Annotated in this window: 17 protein-coding genes and 1 riboswitch; of the genes, 10 read left to right on the forward strand and 7 right to left on the reverse strand. The window is 51.5% G+C overall.

The window, feature by feature from the left end; all coding sequences use genetic code 11:
• Window positions 1-153: 153 nt before the first annotated feature.
• Both ACO0LH_RS08365 and rbsK read right to left on the reverse strand, forming a co-directional pair.
• The gene (locus tag ACO0LH_RS08365; RefSeq protein WP_422940614.1) at window positions 154-1,158 is read right to left on the reverse strand and encodes a BMP family lipoprotein; all 1,005 of its coding nucleotides are present in this window, start codon (window positions 1,156-1,158) and stop codon (window positions 154-156) included.
• Between the two features lie 303 nt (window positions 1,159-1,461).
• A complete protein-coding gene (gene rbsK / locus ACO0LH_RS08370; protein ID WP_422940615.1) occupies window positions 1,462-2,391 on the reverse strand; it encodes a ribokinase in 930 nt (309 codons plus the stop codon).
• Between the two features lie 449 nt (window positions 2,392-2,840).
• Between rbsK and ACO0LH_RS08375 the strand changes: the two genes are divergently transcribed.
• Complete coding sequence (locus ACO0LH_RS08375; RefSeq protein ID WP_422940616.1) at window positions 2,841-3,551, forward strand: aspartate/glutamate racemase family protein; 711 nt, start codon at window positions 2,841-2,843, stop codon at window positions 3,549-3,551.
• Here the strand turns inward: ACO0LH_RS08375 and ACO0LH_RS08380 are convergent.
• Window positions 3,543-5,528, reverse strand: coding sequence for a methyl-accepting chemotaxis protein (locus ACO0LH_RS08380; RefSeq protein ID WP_422940617.1), 1,986 nt, complete (start codon window positions 5,526-5,528; stop codon window positions 3,543-3,545). The two genes, ACO0LH_RS08375 and ACO0LH_RS08380, sit on opposite strands and share 9 nt — an antisense overlap.
• A 512-nt stretch (window positions 5,529-6,040) precedes the next feature.
• Between ACO0LH_RS08380 and ACO0LH_RS08385 the strand changes: the two genes are divergently transcribed.
• The 3 genes from ACO0LH_RS08385 to ACO0LH_RS08395 all read left to right on the forward strand — a co-directional run bounded on the left by ACO0LH_RS08385 (window position 6,041) and on the right by ACO0LH_RS08395 (window position 9,034).
• Window positions 6,041-6,895, forward strand: a complete 855-nt coding sequence (locus ACO0LH_RS08385) for a peptidylprolyl isomerase (RefSeq protein ID WP_422940618.1) — start codon at window positions 6,041-6,043, stop codon at window positions 6,893-6,895.
• Window positions 6,896-7,021: 126 nt separating this feature from the next.
• Window positions 7,022-8,686, forward strand: coding sequence for a PQQ-binding-like beta-propeller repeat protein (locus tag ACO0LH_RS08390; protein ID WP_422940619.1), 1,665 nt, complete (start codon window positions 7,022-7,024; stop codon window positions 8,684-8,686).
• Window positions 8,687-8,791: 105 nt separating this feature from the next.
• Window positions 8,792-9,034, forward strand: a complete 243-nt coding sequence (locus tag ACO0LH_RS08395; RefSeq protein ID WP_422940620.1) for a hypothetical protein — start codon at window positions 8,792-8,794, stop codon at window positions 9,032-9,034.
• 115 nt (window positions 9,035-9,149) lie between these two features.
• Here the strand turns inward: ACO0LH_RS08395 and ACO0LH_RS08400 are convergent, their stop codons facing one another.
• Both ACO0LH_RS08400 and ACO0LH_RS08405 read right to left on the reverse strand, forming a co-directional pair.
• Window positions 9,150-9,341, reverse strand: a complete 192-nt coding sequence (locus ACO0LH_RS08400; RefSeq protein ID WP_422940621.1) for a Thivi_2564 family membrane protein — start codon at window positions 9,339-9,341, stop codon at window positions 9,150-9,152.
• A 135-nt stretch (window positions 9,342-9,476) separates the two neighbouring features.
• Entirely contained in the window at window positions 9,477-9,806 is a 330-nt protein-coding gene (locus tag ACO0LH_RS08405) for a collagen-like protein (protein WP_422940622.1), read from the reverse strand.
• Window positions 9,807-10,180: 374 nt separating this feature from the next.
• Between ACO0LH_RS08405 and ACO0LH_RS08410 the strand changes: the two genes are divergently transcribed.
• Both ACO0LH_RS08410 and ACO0LH_RS08415 read left to right on the forward strand, forming a co-directional pair.
• Window positions 10,181-11,284, forward strand: a complete 1,104-nt coding sequence (locus ACO0LH_RS08410) for a PfkB family carbohydrate kinase (RefSeq protein ID WP_422940623.1) — start codon at window positions 10,181-10,183, stop codon at window positions 11,282-11,284.
• Window positions 11,284-12,210, forward strand: coding sequence for a pseudouridine-5'-phosphate glycosidase (locus tag ACO0LH_RS08415; RefSeq protein ID WP_422940624.1), 927 nt, complete (start codon window positions 11,284-11,286; stop codon window positions 12,208-12,210). The genes ACO0LH_RS08410 and ACO0LH_RS08415 overlap by 1 nt, the downstream gene beginning before the upstream one ends.
• A gap of 115 nt (window positions 12,211-12,325) precedes the next feature.
• On the opposite strand, the gene ACO0LH_RS08420 is transcribed toward ACO0LH_RS08415, so the two are convergent.
• The gene (locus ACO0LH_RS08420; protein WP_422940625.1) at window positions 12,326-12,787 is read right to left on the reverse strand and encodes a DUF2147 domain-containing protein; all 462 of its coding nucleotides are present in this window, start codon (window positions 12,785-12,787) and stop codon (window positions 12,326-12,328) included.
• A 118-nt stretch (window positions 12,788-12,905) separates the two neighbouring features.
• Window positions 12,906-15,848, reverse strand: a complete 2,943-nt coding sequence (locus ACO0LH_RS08425; RefSeq protein ID WP_422940626.1) for a valine--tRNA ligase — start codon at window positions 15,846-15,848, stop codon at window positions 12,906-12,908.
• A gap of 215 nt (window positions 15,849-16,063) precedes the next feature.
• Between ACO0LH_RS08425 and ACO0LH_RS08430 the strand changes: the two genes are divergently transcribed.
• The 4 genes from ACO0LH_RS08430 to ACO0LH_RS08445 all read left to right on the forward strand — a co-directional run bounded on the left by ACO0LH_RS08430 (window position 16,064) and on the right by ACO0LH_RS08445 (window position 24,841).
• Window positions 16,064-16,426, forward strand: coding sequence for a hypothetical protein (locus ACO0LH_RS08430; protein ID WP_422940627.1), 363 nt, complete (start codon window positions 16,064-16,066; stop codon window positions 16,424-16,426).
• 200 nt (window positions 16,427-16,626) lie between these two features.
• Window positions 16,627-17,808, forward strand: coding sequence for an ABC transporter substrate-binding protein (locus ACO0LH_RS08435; RefSeq protein WP_422940628.1), 1,182 nt, complete (start codon window positions 16,627-16,629; stop codon window positions 17,806-17,808).
• Window positions 17,809-17,993: 185 nt separating this feature from the next.
• Window positions 17,994-22,562 carry an EAL domain-containing protein gene (locus ACO0LH_RS08440; RefSeq protein WP_422940629.1) on the forward strand — a complete coding sequence of 1,523 codons (4,569 nt, stop codon included), beginning with the start codon at window positions 17,994-17,996 and terminating at the stop codon, window positions 22,560-22,562.
• Window positions 22,563-22,798: 236 nt separating this feature from the next.
• Window positions 22,799-24,841: a diguanylate cyclase gene (locus ACO0LH_RS08445; RefSeq protein WP_422940630.1), complete on the forward strand. Its 2,043-nt coding sequence runs from the start codon at window positions 22,799-22,801 to the stop codon at window positions 24,839-24,841.
• Between the two features lie 167 nt (window positions 24,842-25,008).
• Window positions 25,009-25,109, forward strand: a riboswitch (TPP riboswitch).
• Window positions 25,110-25,141: the final 32 nt, after the last annotated feature.

The raw sequence follows: 25,141 nt of genomic DNA on the forward strand, positions 1-25,141 counted from the left end.
GGGGTCTACACATCAATCAGGGCGCAAGTACTCTTTTAAAAGATACTGCGCCCCTGAGCATGACTACTTATCTGGTTTTCTGCTTGTTACTTACTCACTACTTGCTTATCACCTGCTTGCTACATCAGCTATTGCGTGACTTGTTACCCGACATCAGACTGGGCACTTATTGCCTTCACGGAAATCAACAACCTTGACCTTGCCGCTGATAATGTCCTGTTTGGCGGCATTGACGCGTTTTTCCATATCGGCGCTGACGACACTGCGGTTATCTTTATCCAGCGCCCAGTCAACGCCACCTTCTTTCAGGCCTTTGTACTGCGTGCCGTTTTTCCAGTTACCATTTTTCAGCTGCATGAAGCTGTCGTAAATGGCCTGGTCAACCCGTTTCACCATGGAAGTCAGCATGCTGCCCGGATGCATGTAGTTCTGATTGGAATCCACACCTATGCCCAGCTTGCCTTTTTCCTTGACGGCCTGCAAAGTGCCCAGGCCACTGCCACCGGCTGCGGCAAAGATCACGTCAACGCCACGTTCAAACTGCGCACGTGCCAGTTCGCCGCCCTTGGCAGGGTCATTCCAGGCAGCCGGTGTCGTACCCACCATGTTTTGTATGACTTCCAGTTTGGCATCGGTGGCTTTTGCACCCTGTGCATAACCGCAAGAGAAATTGCGTATCAACGGGATATCCATGCCACCGACAAAGCCGACCTTTTTGGTTTTGCTGGCAATTGCTGCCGCTACGCCGACCAGGTAAGAGCCTTCCTGTTCCTTGAACAATACCGAGCTGACATTGTCACCAGTGGCAATGCCATCGATCAGTACAAATTTGGTTTTAGGGAATTCCTTGGCAATGTTTTGTACTGCCTGCGCCTGGCCAAAGCCGATAGCGGCGATCAGGTCGACATTTTTACGGGCCAGGTTGCGCAAGACCTGTTCAGTCTGGGTGTCACTGGCGACCTGTACTTCCAGGAAATTCAGCTTGGTTTCTTTCTTGAAACGCTCTGCACCTTCTGAGGCCGACTGGTTGAAGGATTTATCAAACTTGCCACCTGCATCATAGATCACCGCGAATTTAAGATCCGCAGCATACGCGCTGGCGGCACCGCTGACAGCCAGCAGGGTCGCCAGGGAAAGGCAGATTTGCTTGAGTTTCATGAAAATTCCTTATTCAGATGTCGTTGTGCAAGCGAAGCGATGTATGGCGCTTCAGGCTGGCACGATTAAACTGTTCATCCGCACAATGAATCAGCCCTGGTTGCCCTGCGCTGATTCAGATACGGTAGCTTTGGACTGCGTTCGCAAGCCTAACATGGCACAGGCATTTCGTTGATGTCATGCAGGCGAAATTTTATCAAAAACCGTGTTCAGACTGGCTTGGCGCATCTTTATGCAGCGTATGCTCGTCCTGTGCACTTATTCGGGTACTGATGCTGCTGAAACCTGACGGTGTTCTCTTGTTCAGGCAGCCTTGCGTACTGCCATGAATTCCAGCACATCGTGACGGTGCGGTATGGACGTTTGCGCACCCAGTTTGGTGACCGTCAGGGCTGCCGTATATTGCGCTTCGCGGCTGGCATCCATCATGCTCAGGCCATTTGCAATGCCCACTGCAAAGGCGCCAACAAAGGTGTCGCCTGCTGCGGTGGTATCTACTACATCCACTTTGACCGCTGCAATGAACTGGCTGCCGCTGGCGTCGGTGATCAGCGCGCCATGCTCGCCCATGGTCAGCAAGACCACACTCGTGCCGCGCTTCAATATTTGTTCAGATGCTGCCTTGGCGCTGGCCTGGTCAGTCACAGTGACGCCGCTGAGTTGCGAAGCCTCGGTTTCATTGAGGATCAGGTAATCCACTTGCGCCAGCAGGCTGTCGCTTAAGTCCTGCGCCGGGGCAGGGTTCAAGATGACCTTGACACCGTTCTGGCGGGCGATTTCTATAGCACGCGTTACTGTCGCCAGGGGTGTTTCAAGCTGGCAAACCAGCAATTGTGCGTTGGCAATCGTTGCGGTTGCCGCTTCTACCTGTGCAACTGTCAGTGTCGCATTCGCGCCGGCAGCCAGTACGATACTGTTGCTGCCATTGTCATCTACCAATATGCCGGCCACGCCAGTGGCGACACCAGCCACGCTGGCGAGGTGTGTCAGTTCCATGCCTTCTGCTGCCAGGCAATCATGCGAAAAACTGCCAAAACCATCATCGCCTACTGCGCCAATAAAGCTGATGGCAGCGCCCTGGCGGGCTGCAGCGACGGCCTGGTTGGCGCCTTTGCCACCAGGAATCTGGCGAAATTCATGACCATGCAGGGTTTCACCCATGGCTGGCATGCGTGGCGTGCGAAAAACCAGATCCATATTGACACTGCCGACTACAGTTATGCGTGGCTTCATGATGCATTTTCTCGATAAAAAGGTGTCGCGCAATCGTTTGCGCAATCGATTTCGTATTTAACTATGGGCGTTCTGGCACGTCAAGCGCAATCTCGATTTTTGGTCAAAAAATGTGCAAAGACGCGGCTAGCTGGCAACCCCATAGTTAGTAATGATTTCAGTGTCCTGCGAGGTGGGCTTTATGGCGAATTTTTGTTGCGCTGCAACAGAAATGCCATCCATGAAAACCTCGGCTGATTATGATATTTATCACATTCATCGGCATCTTTGCCAGGGCGCGCTGATTGTGGGGCTGTCGCGGGTGGATGTCAAATTTGCGTGGGTAACTTAGTCATTTGGGCTAGACCTCAAAAATGCAGGGATTGCCAAAATCCCGTGCATCCACCTTGCAGTTTCACCCATAAGCCTTACTTGTTGAGTTACCATTCTCAAAACCGGAGACCCCAATCATGACTGCCCACATCGGTATCATCGGATGCTCTGCCGCAGGGGCGGCGCTGTGTTATCGCACAATTTGTGAAGAAGCTGCGCCATTGCTGGGGCCGCATGCCCATCCTGAAGTGTCCATGCATACACCCTCACTCGCTTTATATGTAGATCGCCTGGAACAAGGCGACATGCAGGGCGTGGCCGATCTGATGCTCGCGTCTGCCCACAAGCTGGCGGCAGCCGGGGCCGATTTCTTGATTTGCCCTGACAACACTATCCACCAGGCTTTTGGGCTGGTGCGGCCACATTCGCCCTTACCCTGGCTACATATCGCTGAAGAGGTGGCTAGCGTTGCAGCAGGGCGTGGCTATCGGCGGGTAGGTATTACCGGCACAGCCTGGCTGATGAACAGTGCGGTTTACCCCAGTGTGTTGCAGGAGCGGCGCATCGATTATCTATTGCCATCTGGTGACGACCAGGCAAACCTGAACCGTATCATCATGAATGAGCTTGTCTGCGGCATCATCAGGCCAGAAAGCGTGCACCAGTTCCTGCATATAATCAACAGTCTGAAAGCGGGTGGCTGTGATGCGGTGATACTGGGGTGTACTGAATTGCCCCTGATTGCCACAGACGAGAATGTCAGTTTGCCCACCTTGGATTCGACCCGTCTGCTGGCAAGGGCTGCCTTGCGAAAGGCAACCGGGACAGAATACGCTGAATTACTCTAGTGCAGGCATGACCTTGAATACACTTACGGCCTGAACCAGCGTTTGTGCCTGTTCTTCCATATCTTTTGCTCCTGCTGCAGCCTGTTCGACCAGGGCTGCATTTTGCTGTGTCATTTCGTCCATTTGCGCGACCGCCTGATTGATCTGTGCTAAACCTGTACTTTGCTCTCGGCTGGCGTTGCTGATTTCCGCAATGATGCTAGCGACACGGTCAACTGCATCAACGACTTCTGTCATGGTTTCACCGGTTTCTACCACCAGGCGATGGCCTGCATCCACTTTTTCAACTGAATCGTCTATCAGGGTTTTGATTTCCTTGGCGGCGCTGGCCGAACGTTGTGCCAGATTTCGCACTTCACTGGCAACAACGGCAAAACCGCGTCCTTGTTCGCCAGCGCGGGCTGCTTCGACTGCGGCATTCAATGCAAGGATATTGGTCTGGAAGGCGATGCCGTCGATGACAGATATGATGTCGACAATCTTGCGTGAGCTGGTTTGTATGGAACCCATAGTATCCATCACTTGCGTAACGACTGCACCGCCCCTGGCGGCAATTTTTGAGGTGGCAACCACCAGATTGTTGGCGTTTTCGGCACTCTCTGAATTTTGCTTTACCGTCCCCGTCAGTTCATGCATTGATGCCGCGGTTTCTTCCAGTGAACTGGCTTGCGATTCCGTGCGGGCAGAAAGATCTGCATTGCCGCTTGCAATTTCCCTGGATGATTGTGCGATAAGCGCCGTGTTGTTTCTGACCTGATGGACGACGGTGGTCAAACCCTGACCAATCTGGTTTATGGCTTGCATCAACTGACCAATTTCATCGACGCGTGTCACGTTCAGTGAGACGGTCAGGTCTCCACCTGCCAGTCGCATGGCAGCGGCGCTGACTTCATGCAGTGGATGGCTTAATCGACGGCGCATGGTGTAATACAATGCGGCACCCATGGTCAGCAGGACAACAATGGCCAATGCGCTGATCATGTGCATGAAATTTTTTGATTCACGCGTGAATTCATCTATATATACGTCACCTGCTATGAGCCAGTTCCAGTTCTTATTGGCTTTGTAGGCCACCATTTTTTTGCGTATGGCTGTTTCACCCAATTCCTTGTTGATCCAGGGATAGTGGGTGATGCCTTCTTTTTTCTCCAGCATTTCCTTGATGAATTCGTGTCCATCAGCATCTTTTGACGCCAGCACGTTTTGTCCTTCTTTGTCAGGATGTAGCATCAGCAAGCCATAGTCGCTGCCTTCCTTGGAGTTGATCGCATAAAAATAGCCGGTATCGCCGATTTTCAGGGGGCGTATCTGGTCCTTGATGCGTTTTGCTGATTCTGTGAAATCCGAGCCAACAAACAAGATGCCTATCACTTTGCCATCAGTACTCTTGACGGGGTCATACTGCGTCACATATTGCCTGCCGAAAAGCACGGCATTGCCGACGTAGCTGTTGCCTTCCATGATGCTTTTATAGGCGGCACCGTTTTTGTCCAGGCTGGTACCGATGGCACGTTCCCCATTTTCTTTTTTGAGTGAGGTAGAAATACGGACAAAGTCATTTTTTTGCCGTACAAAAATGGTGGCGACGCCACCAGTCTGGGCGGTAAACAAATCACTGGCTTTAAAGTCCATATTCAAGACCGTGCCATTACTCGTCATGGACGCTGTGGCCGTGCCATTGACATCGACGGTGGTAGCCTCATCAACGGCAAAGTCGCCATTGAAATTGCTTTTGAAAACTTTGGAAAACGCGCTGACCTGCACTTTTTGATCGCGGTCAAAGCTATCTATCATTTCCGCAATCAGATTGGTGCGTGCAGTCAGGTCTGCGGCGACCTGCTGTTCTACCTGTCTTGAAAGATTGAAGTCGATTAGCGTGATAAAAGAGATAAACATCAAAGTGATGAGCAAAAATATGACCAGCGTCAGCTTGGCGCCAACACTCCAGCTCTGTACGCTACGAAATTGAAATCGCATTTTTGTCCCCGAATGTATTAGTGTCATAAAAACTTGTGACTTGATGAAGAAGGATCAGTTTTTACTAATATTGCCTCCACCGTTTACTCATGCACGGGGTTTAGGTGCAAATGCATCAAGGATGCTCATGATGCATAAAGAAATGTTGATCTTACGCAAGTAAAAGATCGATAAAAAGTATTTTTCCGGTAAACCCGACAAATTCACAAGATTTGACTTTTTTTGAGGTGAAATAGGAATGCGTATCAGTTGCATGGTGATCTGAATCCGCGCCACTGAAGCGAGTATTATTTGTCCAGAGGTGACCTACGAATTTGAACGCAAATGCAGACGACTTCACTACCTTGAACATGACAATATTCCAGCGTAATCCGCCAAAAAAACTCTGCCATCTTGATTTTCTGACAGTGCCTATGCTGTAATGAAGACAATGCCTTCACCTGTTAACATCCTTTTGACACGCCATGATTAAATCGACGCTTGCCATATTGTTGTTTGCCTTAATTACACTGATGACCACTGATGCTCGGGCGCTAGATGGTTCTCTGCCAGACGAACGCGACACCATCCGACAGGCGCATGTGTATCACATTCTGCTGGATAATGAAGAAAAAGCCCTGCAATTGCTGGAAGCAATACGCGCCGTGCCAGCTAGTGGTCGCCTGCTTTCATTCAAAGCCATGGCCAGGAAAAACAGCCTGCATCAATCCGCAGCAGGGGAAGGGGACCTGGGTCTGATCAGCTCTGGTACCTATGATGACTATTTCGAGCGCGCCGTATTCTCGGTGCCACTTAATGATGTGTATGGCCCGGTCAGATCACGTGCAGGGTGGCACCTCATTTACGTGACCGAGGTACGCAGCCAGCCAGTTGCTGATCTGTGCACGGAAGGATTGGGCAAATATAAAAAATCCGCTGCAGATGGTGCTGCGTTGACGGCAGCATTGACATTAAGCCGGAATTTCCAGCGCGGGGAAAAAGCCTATTCACAAATTTCTGCCGTACTGGGGCCTGCATGGGGTGCGCACGTACAGGACAATGCCGGTGACGTGCACTATTTCAAGATCACGCCTGTCGCACAGTTGCCGGGCTTGCTGGATGCGATTGATCATACCGAATTCAACTTTGCCCGTTATGACACGTCAGAAAAAGTATGTGCACGTTCAAAACGCTCTATCTTCAGAATAGATTGCAATGCGGCCAGCATGGAAGAAAGAGAATTTTCCGTCTATGAATTACGCGGAGCAGCAGGCCGCGTGATATTTGCATCCGGCAAATTGCGTGATGGCCCGCGCAGCCGCAGCCGGATGGGCCGTATATACCAATACATGATGGATCAGGCTTGCCAGCCTGCGACCGCTTCCTGAGCAGAAGTCTTGGCTGCTTTGACAATTTCATACGTATGCGGTGGCCCTTCTTTGTCACTGTAGAGCCATATCGTCAAGCTATAATGCGGCCTTTTGCAAATTCCCCACTTTACTATGACGATGAAAATGAAAACCTTGTTACTGGCTTCGCTGTTAAGCTTGTTGAGTGCCTGCGGTGGGGGTGGCGGCGGTAGCAGTGCCAGTGTTGCAGTGGGAGGAGGCACAAGTACTTCTGCTGACAGCGGTGGTACAGGCGGCTCGCAGACCGATACGTCGAGTGCGAATGGCGTAGCGATGACTTTATTGCCTGCATCATTAAAAGCAAGCCAGGCGCAAGGTGATAGTCTGGTCCTGACCTTTGAGGCGAGAACAAATCAAATATTTGATGGCAAGAATGTATCTTTTGGCGTATTTGACAGCAATAGCATTGGGAACAGTATCTCGCAAGTAGGTTTGAGTCTGTCGAATTACCAGGTACAGATAGTTACTTCATCCAAGCTGGCGGTGGGTACATATAGCGGTGTATTTGAAGTGCGCGTGTGTAAAGACTTTGCCGTTGTGTGCGCTCAGCCTCTGCCCGGCTCACCATGGAAATTGCCATACACCCTTGAAGTCAAAGCGCCGAACCTGAAAGCCTTGCCGCCATTGCCCGGCGGCGCTGACTGGACTTCGGTGCAGGGTAATAGAGAACATAATGGATATGTACCGGTTACGCTTAATGTCAATAATTTTTCTCCACGGTTTTATCTGAGTCTCAGCGAAAGCAATAAGCAGTTCACCTTGATGAGTCATCAAAATGGCGCGGGCTATCTGGGTAGTAAATCGTTTGCTGGTGGCGACATGCTGGCGATAGATGAAAATACCGGCAAGCTGAAATGGACTTATTCTATGCCAGGTGACACAAGTCTGACGCAACCGGCGGCTGAAAATGATCAAGTTTATTTCGTTATGACCCGGTCGGGCAGTTCTTCCATCTTCCGTATCTCGCAACAGAGTGGGCAGGTACCCACCACGCAACCGCTGGGCACGCAAACCGTGACGGGCGGCACACCGACCGCGGATGCGCAAAGTGTGCATGGTAGCGACGGGGCGGGCACTTATCTGTATAGTTTCAGCCCGACATCCATCAGTTTCAATTGGCGCTATCTGGGTTCTGATACGGGTGTTCGCACAGGTACCTGGTCACCAGCGATAGATAATGATTTTGCCTACGCCTATACGGTCATCAATGACCGTGGGGATGCTTCGCTGTTCATTTTTGATCGTAAAACTGGGCGACTGGTGAAATCCATCGCCGGAAACGCGGCTAGCGTGCAGGGCAACATCAGTTCGACTTACCCGGCCTTATGCAACAGCAAAAATGTACTGACTTCGCTTGCAGGTACGACGTTAAGTATGTTTGACCTGGCACAGTCGACGGTGAAGTGGAAAGCCACGGGGTCATTCCAGAGCCCGCCTGTGTGTTCGCCGCTTGCTGTTTATGTACTCAACGAAAGTGGTATCGAGGTGCGCTCAGTCGACAATGGAAATGTGTTGTGGACGTGGCCTTTGCCAGCGGCGAATCATACGGTATATGCTTACAAGACGGGTATGAGCAAGAGCCTGCTGCTGACAAATAACCTTTTGTTTGTCAGCACTGAACGTAATGTCTATGCGATTGATGTAAATACCCATCAGTCAGTATGGGCATATCCAAAAGAGGGCCAGTTAAGCATGTCAAGAAATGGCGTTCTTTATCTCCAAAGCTTTTTCAATTCAGGCGGCGACATCACTGCAATCAACCTGCAATAATGATTGATGATCATTGATTTGGATGAGCGCTACATATGCTGCTAAATTTGCCGGCTCCTCCAGCACTGGTAAAATGTTTTATTTCGTACAGGTAGCAGAAAATTTATGAGCAGCAATACAGACAACAAATTCATATCACTGTGCCGCGCTGCGTTCAAGCGTCAGGGCAAGGGCATTATTGCGGCTGCCGTCATCGTCGGTGGCGCGGCGTTTTATCGCAGCAAGCAGTTTGAGATGGATGTCTTGCTGAAATTGTTGCTGGTGGCTGCCGGGTTTTTCCTCGTCGCGGTCGGTATTGAGTGGATAAGGGACAAATCCACCACGCCGAAAGCAGATCTGGAAAAATAGTAGCTGTGCGGATGTACAGGCTGTGCACAACAAGTTTTCCGGCTTGCCAATGAAAAAACCGCCATTGTGTTGAATGGCGGTTTTTTTTATTCATGCATGCGGGTACTTCAGGCAGCTACCATTTTATGAGCGGTAGCCGTATGCCCGGTATGATGCCAAATACCGACAATACTATGCCTATCAACAAAATAATGAACAGCACGTTCACGATCTGTGCGACTGGTGCTGGCAATGGCAGCATACCTATCAGCCACCATATGAGACCGAAGACAACAAGATAAATTATAAGATTGATGATCTGGTTCATGGTTTCTTCCTTTTCATGGTGTTTGCGTCATGTACCCATACGCGTTGATCAAAGAGGAGGCCCTTGCAGTTCAATTGCTGACCAACAAAGATTTCACTTGTGGTCAGCATGTCGGTCTGAAGCCGCTTTATCTAATTACTTGGCTGGTACGACTACGATAGTATCACCGGTTTTACCTGGTTCGCCGGTTTTGCCTTTGGCACCGTCATAGCCGGTTGCACCGGTCGCACCAGTTGCACCTTGCATGCCATCAGAACCTGCAGCGCCTGAAGCACCAACGGCGCCCGTTGCACCCGTTGCACCAGCTGAAGCAGGCGCGCCGGTAGCGCCTGTCGCGCCAGTCGCACCGGCAGGGCCAGGTACTGCCACTGGTACCGGGACGGCAACAACTTGCGCTGGCTGACGATCACAGGCAGTCATTGCCAAAACACCGAGAAGTGACAGCAAAAGAATTGAAATTTTCATGATAAGACCTTAAGTTGATTATGCAAAAACTGGGATGTGACCGCAAATGAATCAGATGTTCGATTTAGCCGAGCGCCGGATTTAGCCAGAGAATGCCCGTAAAATTTATCCCCTTCCGTGCGCTGGCAAACATATCAGGCATTAGTTTTGTTTTATATTGGCGATACCGGTAATAAAGAGTGTTGCTGAAGCAAGATGGGCGATGCATTCATTGATGAAGCAAATCAGCTTTGGCTTTCATGAATAAGATCAAACCCGCATACCGAAAGGTATGCGGGATTTTTTTGTTCCGGAAACTATTGATTGACAATGAAAAGACAAATGTTTATTGTTTTAAACAATTGTTTGTTTTTGTTTTGTATTAAAACCATGTCATGAATTCTGCCAATTCAAAAAAAGAACAGCTTTATCAACTCATCGCTGCCCAGCCTTTTATCTCTCAGCAGGAACTGGCTGATCAGTTGGGTCTGTCGCGCTCTGCTGTGGCGGGGCATATTGCGGCCCTGATCCGTGATAAACGCTTGCTGGGACGGGCTTATGTGTTGCCGGACGAGCGTGCCGTCGTTTGTATAGGTGGTGCGAATATAGACCGCAAGATGCGCACCCTGGGGCCTATGCAGATGGGCACCTCGAACCCGGTCAGCCAGCATGAAGCCTTTGGTGGTGTGGCCCGCAATATTGCAGAAAATCTGGCGCGCCTTGGCATGCCGGTTAGTTTGCTATGTGCGGTAGGGGACGATGCTGCCGGACAAAGCATTCTGGCGCAGGCGCAGTCCGTGGGTATAGATGCCAGGGCCAGCCTGCAAATCGTCGGTGCGCTTAGCGGCAGTTATACTGCTTTGCTCAATGACGACGGTGACATGGTGCTGGCACTGGCGCATATGGAATGCTGTGACGCCATGACGCCAGACTATTTGCGTAGACGTCAGCTACAACGCCATGTTGCTGCATTTACCATTCTCGACTTGAATTTACCCGCAGATAGCATAGCCTTGTTATTGCAGGATGCGCATGTGCATGCGGTACCCCTGATGGCGGTGGCGGTATCACAACCAAAGATGGCGCGTCTGCCTGAACAGTTGCAGGGTTTGCGTTGCCTGGTCCTGAACCGTGGCGAGCTGGAAACCACGGCTGGCCGCAACCTGCCGCAGCCGCAAGATATCGCAGCAGCCTGTCGCGCGTTGCAACAGCGCGGTGTGCAGGACATCATTGTCACGCTTGGTGATGCCGGGGTCTGGTATAGCAACGCTGACAGCGCAGAAGGCATCAGTCATTTGCCTGCGCCCGCAGTCAGGGTGCGTGATGCTACCGGTGCGGGTGACGCCTTTGCTGCTGGCGTGGCCTGGTCTTTGTGCCAGCATCCCAAAGATTTGAAACTGGCTTGCGAGCGGGGTTTGCATCTCGCGGCTTTAACCATACAAAGCGATGCGACGGTAGCCCCATCGCTTAATCCATCCATTTTTAGCGAGGAAACATGATGCAATCCTATTTGATCTTGTCTGAAGAAGTACGTGCGGCCAGGCTGGCAGCCACACCGGTCGTGGCGCTGGAATCGACCATCATCTCGCATGGCATGCCCTATCCACAAAATGTGCAGACTGCGCGTGAGCTTGAACAGATCATTCGTGATGGCGGTGCCGTGCCAGCGACCATAGCTGTCATGGATGGCAAGATACACATAGGCCTGTCGGATGAAGAACTGGAATTATTGGGCCAGTCACCAGATGCAATGAAGGTCAGCCGCCGCGACCTGGCCTATGCACTGAGCAATGGCAAACTGGGGGCAACGACCGTTGCCGCCACCATGATTTGCGCCGCGCTGGCAGGCATAGAAGTTTTTGTGACCGGCGGCATTGGCGGCGTGCACCGTGGTGCAGAAACCAGTTTTGATATTTCTGCTGACTTGCAGGAACTGGCACGCACTTCCGTGGCGGTAGTGTGCGCTGGTGCCAAGTCGATACTTGATATCGGCCTGACGCTGGAATACCTGGAAACTTATGGCGTGCCTGTGGTCAGTGTTGGTCAGCGGACCTTTCCGGCCTTTTTTACGACCGACAGTGGCTTTAATGCCGATTTTCAACTGGACACCGCTGAGCAACAGGCTGAGTTTATACACACCAAATGGAATCTGGGTCTGGCTGGTGGCGTCGTCATTGCCAACCCGGTGCCGGTAGAGGCCGCCATGCCGAAAGAAGAAATCGAAACCATCACGCGTCAGGCACTGGCGCAGGCCAGTGACCTCGGTATCAGTGGCAAGGCAATTACACCTTTCCTGCTGGGGCAGATCAAGCACCTGACCGGTGGGCGCAGCCTGGAAACCAATATCGCACTCGTCAAAAACAATGCAGTCGTGGGGACGCAGCTGGCGCTGGCTTTGCATCATTTACGCAAGCGGGCGGTATAGAGTTTCATGACAATGTGAGTATGTCTGAGTATGCCTTACTTGGCACCGCAGGCGAAGTTTGACCCCGTCCTGCTGGAGCGGGGTCAAATTGCTTAAGAAATCATTTGATGAGGTTTTATTGTTCGCGCAACCAGGTCTGGGTGCGGCCAAACATCGGCGCGCCAATATAGCCGCGCACATTCAGTTTCTTGTTGTTTTCTATGATGCTGAGCTTGCTGCTGTAGAGCTTGCCATTGCCCGGGTCAAGTATCTTGCCGCCCGTGTATTCATCACCGTCTTTTTTCAGGCCAGACAAAATCGTCAAGCCGATAATGGGCTGATCTTTGTTGGCGCCTTCACACTTGTCGCATTTCGGGTTTTTATCGGCGTCTGCTTCGATAAACAGTTTTTCTATTTTCCCCTGCAATTCACCTGCGGTTTCGGTAATGCGTATCAGGGCCTTGGGTTTGCCGGATTTATCATCGATGCTTTTCCATAAGCCTACCGGGCTTTCTTCTGCATGCGCCATCAAAGGCAAGCTAGCCGCAGCGATGAATGCGGATAATAGGGTTAACACAAGTGGAACGGTTTTTTTCATACTGTCTCCAATAAAAAACGCAGGTCTCTGAATTATCTGTTTTGATTGTACGTGGCAAAATTTTTACCACGTACAATATTTTTAGAGTACCTACTTTAACCCACGGTATTGCAACATCTTACGCTGGTGGCAGCTTGACTAACTGCTCCAGCAGCTTTTGCAGGGTGGCTTTGAAATTTGACAGACGCTCTTTCTCAACCGCGATTACCTGGGCAGGTGCCTTGGCGACAAAGCCTTCGTTACCCAACTTGGTCTCCAACTTGGTAATTTCACCTTCCAGACGGGCGACTTCCTTGCTGATACGTGCACGTTCCGCTGCCACGTCGATTTCCACCTTCAGCATCAGCTTCGATTCGCCAACGACGGATACCGGTGCTGGTGATTCAGGCAGAGCATCAACGACAGATACTTCAGACAGCTTTGCCAGTGCTTGCAAATAAGGTGCAAAAGATTGCAGGCGGGATTTGTCTTCTGCATTCGCAGCTTGCAACAGCAGTGGCACACGCAGGGCAGGGGACAATTGCATTTCGCCGCGCAGGTTACGACAGGCATCCGTCATGGCTTTCAGTGCCTGCATCCAGGCTTCTGCCGCAGTATCGACGTTTTCAGCGACGAACAACGGGTAAGGCTGGATCATGATGCTGTCGCCAGTCGGGTTCAGGGTCTTGCCTGCCAGCGGCGCTACCGTTTGCCACAGGGCTTCGGTGACGAATGGAATGATGGGGTGAGCCAGACGCAAGATCACTTCCAGCACGCGCAAAAGTGTGCGACGGGTGGCGCGCTGTTGTGCTTCATTGCCTTGCTGTACCTGTACCTTCGCCACCTCCAGATACCAGTCGCAATATTCATCCCAGACGAACTTGTAGATGGCAGAAGCGATATTGTCAAAACGGTAGTCAGCAAAACCTTTTTCTATCTCAGCCTCTGCACGTTGCAGGCTAGAGATAATCCATTTGTCAGCTTGTGAGTAGTCGAGGTCAGCATCGGTAACACCAGCACCAAAGCCGCAATCCTTGCCTTCGGTATTCATCAGCACAAAGCGGGTGGCATTCCACAGCTTATTACAGAAGTTGCGATAGCCCTCACAACGGCCCAGATCAAAATTGATATTGCGGCCCAGTGATGCATAGCTGGCCATGGTGAAGCGCAAAGCGTCTGTCCCATAGGCTGGGATGCCATCGGCAAATTCCTTGCGCGTGGCTTTTTCTATGCTGGCAGCCTGTTTGGGGTTCATCAGGCCAGCTGTACGTTTCGCTACCAGTTCATCTACCGTGATACCGTCGATGAGGTCGATAGGGTCAAGCGTATTGCCCTTGGACTTGGACATCTTCTGGCCACTGGAATCACGTACCACACCATGTATATACACGGTATGGAATGGTACTTTGCCGGTGAAGTGCGTGGTCATCATGACCATGCGTGCTACCCAGAAGAAGATGATGTCAAAAGCAGTCACCAAAACAGAGGATGGCAGGAAGTGTTTGATATCCGGTGTTTCTTCCGGCCAGCCCATGGTCGAGAAAGGCACCAGCGCAGACGAGAACCAGGTATCGAGCACATCGTCATCACGCTTCAATGCACCAGTGTAACCAGCAGCAGTTGCCTTGGCTTTGGCACCGGCTTCATCATGCGCAACAAAAATTTCACCATTGTCGCCATACCAGGCCGGGATTTGATGACCCCACCATAATTGGCGAGAGATACACCAGTCCTGGATATTGTTCAGCCACTGGTTATAAGTTGTTGTCCAGTTTTCCGGAATGAATTTGATCTCACCATCAGCGACTTTTTCCAGCGCCACTTCGGCGATGGATTTGCCAGGGAAATGCGTGCCTTCCGGTGCTGGTTTGCTCATGGCCATGAACCACTGGTCAGTCAGCATAGGCTCAATCACCACATTGGTACGGTCGCCACGTGGCACCATCAGCTTGTGTGGTTTTACTGATTCCAGCAAACCTTGTGCATCGAGGTCAGCAACGATTTGTTTGCGGGCAACGAAACGGTCCATGCCTTGATATTCAGCGGGTATTCCAAGATCATCTGCGAGAGGCTGCGTCCCTACTTTTCCAATTTTCACGCCATGCGCATTGGGCGCAATATGATCAAGAGAACGTTCCCCACCGGCTGGTATATTGTTGTCAATAATTTTTGCACCCAATGTGAAGATGCTAAATATTGGTAAACTATATTTTGCTTTGTTTCGTTCCCAAACCTGATAATCATTGAAATCATGCGCAGGCGTGATCTTCACGCAGCCAGTACCAAATTCCTTGTCGACATAGCTGTCGGCAATCACCGGGATTTCACGGTCTGTCAGCGGCAGTTTGAGCATCTTGCCAACCAGATGGATATAACGTTCGTCCGTCGGGTCAACTGCCACGGCCACATCACCCAGCAGGGTTTCAGGGCGGGTCGTCGCTACGGTCAGGTGGCCGGAGCCATCAGCAAACGGGTAGCGGATATGCCACATCGAACCATCTTCTTCTTCCGATACCACTTCCAGGTCAGACACCGCTGTGCCCAGGACTGGGTCCCAGTTGACCAGGCGCTTGCCGCGATAGATCAGGCCTTGCTCTACCAGTTTGACGAACACATCGGTCACGCTCTTCGAGCGCACGGCATCCATGGTGAAATATTCACGGTCCCAGTCGGCAGAGGCACCCATGCGGCGCATCTGGCCGGTGATCGTGGAGCCGGATTTTTCTTTCCATTCCCAGACTTTTTCCAGGAATTTTTCACGGCCCAGATCATGGCGCGAAATCTTTTGTGCATCGAGCTGGCGTTCCACCACGATTTGCGTGGCGATACCGGCATGGTCCGTGCCCGGCACCCAGGCCGTATTGTGACCGCGCATGCGGTAGTAGCGTGTCAGGCCGTCCATGATGGTCTGGTTGAAGGCGTGTCCCATATGCAGGGTGCCCGTCACGTTCGGCGGTGGCAGCTGTATCGAGAATGAGGGTTTGCCTTCATCCATGCCGGCGGCAAAATACCCACGTTTTTCCCACTCGCCACGCCAGGATTGTTCGATTTCTGCGGGCTCAAAAGACTTGGCTAATTCCATAATATGATCTGCGGTGATTGCTAAACCTTTGATTATAAGTGAGGTTAGTGGATAAGTCGGGTTTTACTGTTGCGATAGCTTGCTAAAAAGATAAATAAGCGAATTGATATCGTCGTTACCTGGCTGTTCAAAGCTAGCGTCCGGTTGCCTTTGCTCACCTGCTTATGTTGCTGTGGGGATTGGATTACCATGAACAGATAATAAAAAGAGACGCGATGAACGGAAGAGGAGTAAGCATTGAAGTCCATGACAGTGAGGCGCGCTTTACGAATCTGGCCGACTCAGTCACTGACACTCTCGACCCTGACCGTCTGCACAGAGGACAAAACAGTGAAGAATATCTGGCTTGTCACCACGACGTCATGTATGTGCGGATGCCGGATGGCAACCGTCCACCTTTCCAGGATTACATGACGCTGGATTTGACCATAAGCACACATAAAAAATCCGCTGGCTGGAATATCACTGGTTTTATTCGAAATATATTTAATGCTGGTGTACGTGAAACCAGCCCATTTACGACACCCTTTATCAATTTAGCAAATGACATGCCGCAGGCTGGAAGATTGGCGTTTTAACAGCTGGGTTATAAACTGTAATGGCATCCCTCAGCGTGATATTGCCATGTACTTTGTTAACAAAGATGACAAGTTGTTGTTTGACCAGCTAAACGACGGCGATGCGGCAACAGATTTTCATATGGACAACAGGCAAATCTGGTAATGTTTGCTGAAGAGAATCACGCTGTGCCTTGCTATGGAAAATTGTCAAAAGATTGATGCGACCTGATTTGTACTCGTTAACGCTTGCCAAGCCTGTTCTGCGTGCCTTGCGGTTTTGCTGTGCAGGCATGCTGCTGCTCGCCTGTGGTGCAAATATGGCGCAGGCACAAGCATGGCAAGCGGATTATGCAGAAAGTACGGCGCATGCTTTTCCTGAGATTGCCATGTTGCAAAATCAGGCCAGTCAGACCATTCATCAGACAGTGAATCAGCCACCTGCCATCGCGCAGGAACTGCGCATAGGCCGCACCTATGGCGAATACCTGGTATTTGCCGATGCTGTCAATCAGGCAAGGCGGCCGGACAGTTCGGCTACTGGCAGCCTGGCGGTGATATACCCTGATCTGGGTGAACCCTATCGTAGTATTTTCGCCAAGATCATTGAAGGCATAGAAGAAAAATCCAAATTGCCGGTGATCAGTATCCCCATTGGTCAGAAACTCGAAGCCAATGAGCTCAATGCGCAGTTAAAACGCAGTGGCGTCAAAGTCGTCATTGCGCTGGGCCGCCAGGGTATGAAACTGGCCAGTAGCCTCGACCGCGAGATCGCGATTGTGGTTGGTGGCGTGCTTAGCGTTCCGGAAAATGAAGGCCGTGCCATGACCGGTGTCAGTCTCATGCCGGATCCTGCACTACTGTTTTCACGGCTGAAAAGTATGTTGCCGAATGTGAAACGCGTGATTGTCGTCTACGACCCCAGAAATAATGAATGGCTGATCAAGCTGGCGCGTGATGCCGCCAAAGCCCAAGGGTTGGAACTGGTGACCTATGAGGCAAAAGACCTGGCGACAGCCGCGCATCAATATGAAAACGCTTTTGCCAATGCTGACAAGCGAGATGCCTTATGGCTGCCGCATGACGCCACTACGGTAGAAGAGGGTAGCATTATTCCGCTGGTTTTGCGCGAATCGTGGAGTCGTGGCATTCCCTTCTTTTCCAGTAGTTTTTTGCATGCAAAAAAGGGGGCCTTGTTTGCCCTGTATCCGAATAATCTGGAACTGGGCCATAGCCTGGCGCAGGCAGCCTATGGTGCGCTGACCGGTGATGGCCGCAAATCTGGTGTGTCGCTTTTGCGCGAAGTGCTGGTAGCCGTGAATTTGCGTACCGCCAGCCATATTGGCCTGAACATCGATTATCAAAGTCAGCGCAGTTTTGATTCTATTTTTCCAGAGCCATGAAGTCATGATAACAATGACTTCCCACGCAGCAGAAAGCCCTGGCCTTCAAGCATGCCTTATACCGCCCCGACGGGATAAGGTATGAGCTTGACTATTCTGAAACGAGTTGCTTTCATTGCTTTTATCAGCGCCAGCCATCAGGAACTGGCACGATATGGCAAGTCAGCAAGTATTTTGGTTAAAGCATGACTTTTTTTCGTAATTATTTCCGGCGCACGGGCTTTAGCCGCCAGTTGACCGTCATCATTACTGGTGCCATCCTGGTGCTGGCGGTGTTTTCGTCCATCATGAATTCCTGGCAGGCGAGCCACCGTATGCGCGCCTATTTTGTCGTACAGGGGCAGCAGGTAGCTGAAAATCTGGCACGCCAGAGCCGCCTGGCTTTGCTGTATCACTCGGCAGACAATGCGCGGGAAGTGGTCTCTACCACCCTGGCTTTCCCCGATGTGCTGCAAGTCGAAATTGCCAATGCCGATCACAAGATACTGCTGTCGCAAAGCAAACAGGGCGTGGTCTTGCCGCCCTTGAAAACACCACCTGTCAATTCCTTGCAAAGTGCCAGACTGGAACAGGAAAGCGATGAAGACTGGCGTTTCAGCGCGCCCGTGTTTGGAGGCGAAACCGAAGCCTCGCCTTTTGAAGTACAGGAAAGCAAGCCCCAGTTGCTGGGCTATGTGCATGTTGTGGTCGGCAAAAATACGCTGGATAAGCTGGTCTGGTCATTATTGGCCGGCAACCTTGCCATTACCCTGTCGTTTGCCTTGATACTGCTGGCAGTGATACGCCTGATGTCACGCCAGATGATACGGCCATTGAACGACTTGTCACGCCTGATGGGGCGGGCAGAAGCGGGTGAATCCGGCATGCGGGCGAAGCCGCAGGGCTCACGCGACATCATCGAAATGGCCAGTGCATTCAACCAGATGATGGCAGTGCTGGAAGAGCGGGAAGCCGAACTGAAACTGTCACGCGATCAGGCCCTGCATGCGGCAGTCATGAAGGCGCAGTTTGCTGCCACCGTCAGCCATGAGGTGCGTACTCCCTTGAATGGCGTCGTCGGCATGCTCGACATGCTGAAGGAAATGCGTCTGACCAAACCGCAGCGCGAATGTGTCGACGTGGCCTGGAGTTCTTCTCAGTCCTTGATCGAGTTGATCAACGATATTCTGGATTTTTCCAAAATGGAAGCAGGCAAGGTCGAGGTCGAAGAGATTGAATTCGACCTCAACAAACTGCTGGCAGAAGTCATCGAATTACTGGCCAAGTCGGCGCAGCAAAAAGGTTTGGAGCTGTCTTACCTGATCGCGCCTGAAGTGCCGCTACGCATCAAGAGTGACCCTTTGCGTTTGCGCCAGATACTGATCAACCTCATCGGTAATGCCATCAAATTTACCGAGCGTGGTGAAGTGGCTGTACGCGTCACGGCCAATCGTGATGATCAGCAACTGCATCTTCGCTTTGATGTCAGCGATACCGGCATAGGCATGACGCCTGAAGCTGTCGACAATGTCTTTGAATCTTTTGCACAGGCTGATCGTTCCACCACCCGTAAATATGGCGGTACCGGCCTTGGGCTGGCGATCTGCAAACAGCTGGTAGAATTGTTGCACGGTGAAATCGGCGTCAACAGCAGCCTTGGTAAGGGCAGCAATTTTTATTTCTCCATGCAATACGAGACCGTCATTCAGGACAATCCCGCCAGCGTCGTCAGTGATTTGCAGGATGAAAGGGTACTGGTAGTTGACGGCAGCGAGATCGTGCGCCGGTTTCTGGAGCAAAACCTGTCACGCCATGGCCTGATTTGCCGCACCGTTAATGACGGTCAGCAAGCCCTGCAAGAACTGGAGTTGTCTGCCAGAGCCGGTGCACCGTATTCGTTGTTGATCATGGATGTGACGGCGGTCGATGAAAATGGTGAGGACCTGGCGCAACGTCTGCGCGCTGACCGCAAGCACAGCGGTACGCGCTTGCTGGGGCTGGATCGCTATGGGGCACCGGTGGCAGAAAATACTACCACTGTCGAAATATGTCTTGGCAAGCCCGTACATATGGAGCGCGTGCTCGAAGCCATCAGGCATTTGCTGCTGGCGCAAGAAGTCGTTGGCTTTGTCGATACCGCATCTGCATCTGTGCTGTTGCAAGGCCAGCGCAGTCTGCATCACCCAAACACACAAGCCAGCCAGACCAGCCAACTCAGTCTGCCAGGTCTCCAGCATCAACACGGTCAGCGCGGTCATAATCAGCATAATCAGCCGGCCACCTGGCGTGTTCTCGTGGTGGAAGACAACCGCACCAACCAAATGGTTGCAGCGGGCATGCTGTCCCTGAATGTCTGCCACTGTGAATTTGCCGCCAATGGCCGTGAAGCGGTGGAAGCTGCCCGCCGTAATCGCTATGACTTGATATTGATGGATTGCAGCATGCCGGAAATGGATGGCTATGAAGCTACCGTCCGCATACGCAGTTATGAAGATGGCCTGGGGCGCCGCACACCCATCGTTGCCATGACAGCCAACACCCAGCGCGGGGATGCTGAGAAATGCCTGGCAATCGGCATGGATGATTATCTGGCAAAACCGATTACTCTGGTAGAACTGCGGCAAAAACTGGATCGCTGGCTGATACACGGCGGTGCCGCTGGTCGCGCCCTGAATGCAGAAGTCAGTATGCCTGCGCTTGACAACAGCCCGCTGGATCGCGTCGTGTTTGACAAATTGCGTGAAATTCTTGGACCTGGCTTGCAACAAACCGTCTCACTGTTTTTGGAAGATACGCCGCTGTACCTGGTGCAACTTGATCAGGCCTTGCAAAATGGTGACGCCGAACTGGTACGCGCGATGGCGCATTCCATCAAGGGCAGCAGTGGCAATCTCGGGGCGGTGAACCTGCAACAGTTCGCCAAGGAGATAGAACAGCTTGCAGTCGAAAAACTGCTGTCGGAAATACCACCGCTCTTATCGGGCCTGCATCAGTCATACGAAATGGTGGCGACAGAACTTGGCAACGAAGTGTTTCTGGAAGACCGCGATGCGGGTAGTAATACCCGCCATGTTGCCAAGGTGCTGGTGGTCGATGATGACCGCAGTACCCGCAGCACTTTGCGCCATACCCTGCAACGCGATGGCTTCAAGGTGGAAGAAGCCGCCGACGGTGCGCAGGCACTGCAAGTGCTGAAACGCATGCGCCCAGATGTGATTTTGATGGATGCCGTGATGCCGGTCATGGATGGTTTCACCGCCTGCGCATTGATACAGGAAATTCCGCATGGGCGCAGCATACCGGTGCTGATGATTACTGCACTGGAAGACAATAATTCGGTAGAGCGTGCCTTTGCTGCGGGGGCATGTGACTATATACCCAAGCCCATCCATTTCGCTGTATTGTCGCAGCGCGTGCGCCGTATCATCGAAGCCAACCAGGCAGAAAAACGCATACGTCATCTGGCCTTCAATGACGTATTGACGGGTTTGCCCAACCGTACCCAGTTTCTTGATCAGTTGGGGCGAAGGCTGGCGCTGGCGCAGGAAAACAGCGAAGCCGTCGCCGTCCTGTTCCTGGATCTCGACCGCTTTAAAAACGTCAATGACACGCTGGGCCATGATGTGGGTGACCGTCTGTTGATCGCGGTTGCCCAGCGCGTACGCCGCAGCGTGCGCAATGCCGATTGTGTGGCCCGCCTTGGTGGTGATGAATTTACCGTCGTACTCAGTGAACTGGCCGACCCGGCTGCGGCGGCATCAGCTGCGCAAAATATCTGCCGCACCCTGGCCAAGCCTTTCCAGATTGATGACCATGATATTTTCGTCACCGCCAGCATAGGCATTTCGATTTACCCAAATGACGGCACCGATGTCGGTACCCTGGTTAAGCATGCCGATACCGCGATGTACCGCGCCAAGAAAACCAATTCCGACTTCCAGTTTTTTGAAGCGGCGATGGAGCACACTATTTCAGAACGCCTGCGCCTGGAAACTGACTTGCGGCGCGCACTGGAACGCAAGGAGCTGGCCGTGTTTTACCAGCCACAGGCACGCATGGATACTGGTGAAATCATTGGTATGGAAGCGCTGGTGCGCTGGTTCCATCCCACCCGTGGCATGGTGTCGCCTCTGGAGTTTATTCCCATGGCAGAAGAAACCGGTTTGATCATCGAACTGGGTGAATGGGTATTGCGTACTGCCTGCACGCAACTGAAAGCCTGGATGCGCAATGACCGCCCTGAACTGAGGGTGGCGGTCAATCTGTCAGTCAGCCAGTTGCTGCAAAAAGATTTTGCTGCCACTGTTGAACAAGTGTTGGCCGATACAGGTTTGCCAGCAGCCATGCTGGAACTGGAAATCACCGAAAGCACCCTGATGGAACACGCGCAGGACACATTGGCCGCGCTGGATCGTTTGCGCAGCCTGGGTGTGCGGCTGACTATCGACGATTTTGGTACCGGCTATTCTTCGTTGTCGTACCTGAAGCGCTTCCCTGTCGATATCATCAAGATCGACCGCTCTTTTGTACGCGATATCCCTGGCGATGCCGACGATGCCGCTATTGTTACCGGCATTATTGCGCTGGCGCATAGTCTGCGTCTGGAAGTAGTAGCCGAAGGGGTGGAAAGCAAGGAGCAACTTGATTTCCTGCGTTCGAAATCTTGTGATATCTTGCAAGGCTTTTATTTAAGTAAAGCAATACCTGCGCAGCAGTTTGAAGACGAAATCCTGAATCAGACAGGTAATCTGATTATGGATCAGGAGCGCAAGTAGATAGCTGTAGCCCAGATACGGCAATGCCTGATTTGGTATGTCCGACACAGCTATTGTATTATTGTTTTTTATTATGTTTTTGCTTGGTCATATTTATTGGTGTTTCCATTTATAGCGTCAAACCGATGAGGGCTTGCATGTTCCAGCTTCAAATGTATCAATGCCGGAGTAGGCTACATGCCAGTATTGCCACGATTTGCGGCTGTACTTTTCTGGTACTCCTGCCCCTCTTGGCCATGCCTGCAAATGCGCAAGACAAGCAAAATACGCCAGATTTTTCCGAGATTGAAGTCATGCATACGCTGGCTGACAGAGACAACACTGCCGCCCTCAGACAATTACAGGAATACAAAGAAAAACTCGACAAAAATGCCGATTATGTCTTACGGGCAGAAGTCCTGAAGACCCTGATTGCTGTTCTGTATGATGCAGGAAAATTGAAGGAAGCCGATGCCACCAATGCAGAATTGTTGCAGTTGGCGAAAGCGCACAATGATACCGATATGATAGGCCTGGCCCTTATCGGAGAAGCTTTTCAATTGCTCGACAAAGGCAAGTTTGCGCAAGCACTGGTCAAACTCGGCGATATCCAGCAAAGCCTGCGTGACAGCAAAAATGCCGAAGTGTTGATGCGCCTGAATATTGCCTTTGGTACAGTGCAACTGGCGATAGGCAATTTTGATAAATCCTTACCTTATAGCCTGGAAGCCCTGCGCCTGGCTGATTTCATACCACGTCGCCAGCTACAGGCCAAACTGTATCGCATGGAATCCATCGCCCGCTTATACCTGAGTATGCACAATGCCGAAAAGGCGTTGGAAACTACCGATGAAGCGCTGGCAATGGCGCCAAAAATCGATACTCCAAAGACCATCGCCTCATTGTTCATGACACGTGGCCTGGCGCTTATTGACCTCAATAAGTACGCAGAAGCGCTGGAATCCTACAAAAAAGTAGTACAGATCGCCCAGGACGCAGGCATGCCTGGCGTAGAGGCCACCGCACTGGGAAATATTTCAGATTATTATCTGCATGTCCACAAGTACGCTGAAGCCGAAAGGGCGGCCCGGATGTCGCTGGAAAAAGCCCAGGTCATCGACGATAAATTTGCGATCGCCCTGGCCAAGGCAAATATAGGTTTCGGCCTGGCGGGGCAAAAGAAATTTAGTCAGGGCATCAGCTATATCAATGAAGCCAAGAAGTTTTTCATGGAAACCGGCTCCAAGTCGGATGTGGAAAACCTGCTCAGCGAAATCGGCAATATGTATGAAGCTGCTGACCTGCACAAGGAAGCCCTGGCGATAGTCCGCGAACAGCAAAAGCTCAGCGATGAATTGTTCCGTTCTGACCGTGCCCGTGCCGTGGCTACCTTGCAGGAACAATTCAATGCCCAGGAAAGACAAAAGCAGATTGAATTGCTGGCGCGGGAAAATCAGTTGAAAGATGCTGAAATCCAGAACCGGCGTTTGCAACAGGTTATCCTGGCACTGGCTGCGGTGGTCATGGTGATGGTTGGTGTCGTGATTTTTTTCCTGTATAAGCGTGTGCGCAAGACCAATGAGAAATTGATCGAGGTGAATCAGCAGCTTGAATTTCATGCCGTGCGCGACCCTTTGACGGGTTTGTATAACCGCCGTTCTTTTGTCGACCTGATGAAGGCGCGTATTATTCTGCCAGAAGGCGAACGACGTGAAGACAGTCTGGAAAATCCGGATTGCCTGATCTTGATGGACATTGATCATTTTAAAAATATCAATGACAACTACGGCCATGCTGCTGGTGACGCCGTGTTGATGGAAGTGGCGCATCGCCTGCGCAATACCGTGCGCGATACCGATATGGTCTTACGCTGGGGCGGTGAAGAATTTTTGATCTATTCACCCCGTTCCAACCCAGCACAATTGAAAAATCTGGTTGACCGCGTCTTGCGCACTATCGGCGAAGAAGGCATGGATGTCGATGGCAAAAAAGTACCGGTGACATTAACGGCCGGTTTCATTAGCCTGCCGTTTTCCGGTATGTCTGAAACCATTTGCAATTGGGAAAAAGCCTTGCAGATTGCTGATATGGCCTTATACCTGGGCAAGGTCAATGGCCGCAATCGTGCCTATGGCGTGACCCGTTTGTTAAAACCATATGCCGAAGCCTTGCCTGTACTGGATCATGATTTGTCCGCCGCCATCAAGGATGGCATGGTAGAACTGGCAGAAGTGCATGGCCCGGTAAAGGCCGCAGCAAATAATTTGCATGAGGCAACAGAAAATCCGGTGGCTGTTTAAGACCGTTGCGAAACTAAGATGGCCAGGCGGCAAGGCGACACAACAACGCCAGCTTAATTTCGCAACAACTTTTAAGTAGTCAGCAAGCCTTCAAATAAATAAGTAACACCTGCAATTCAAAAGTCGTATAATCTGCCGTCGTCGTCCTTATGCAAATAAGGGCTGCACAAAAATGCTAGGGGTCCTGCCATCATTTTGCTGGCGGGTGAGAAATACCCTCGAACCTGATCTGGATAATGCCAGCGAAGGGAAGCTGCCGAAGACTTCTTGCCACCTTTAATGTGCGCATACCGACTTTGG

Source organism: Undibacterium sp. TJN19, assembly GCF_049339485.1.
Taxonomy (GTDB): domain Bacteria; phylum Pseudomonadota; class Gammaproteobacteria; order Burkholderiales; family Burkholderiaceae_D; genus Undibacterium.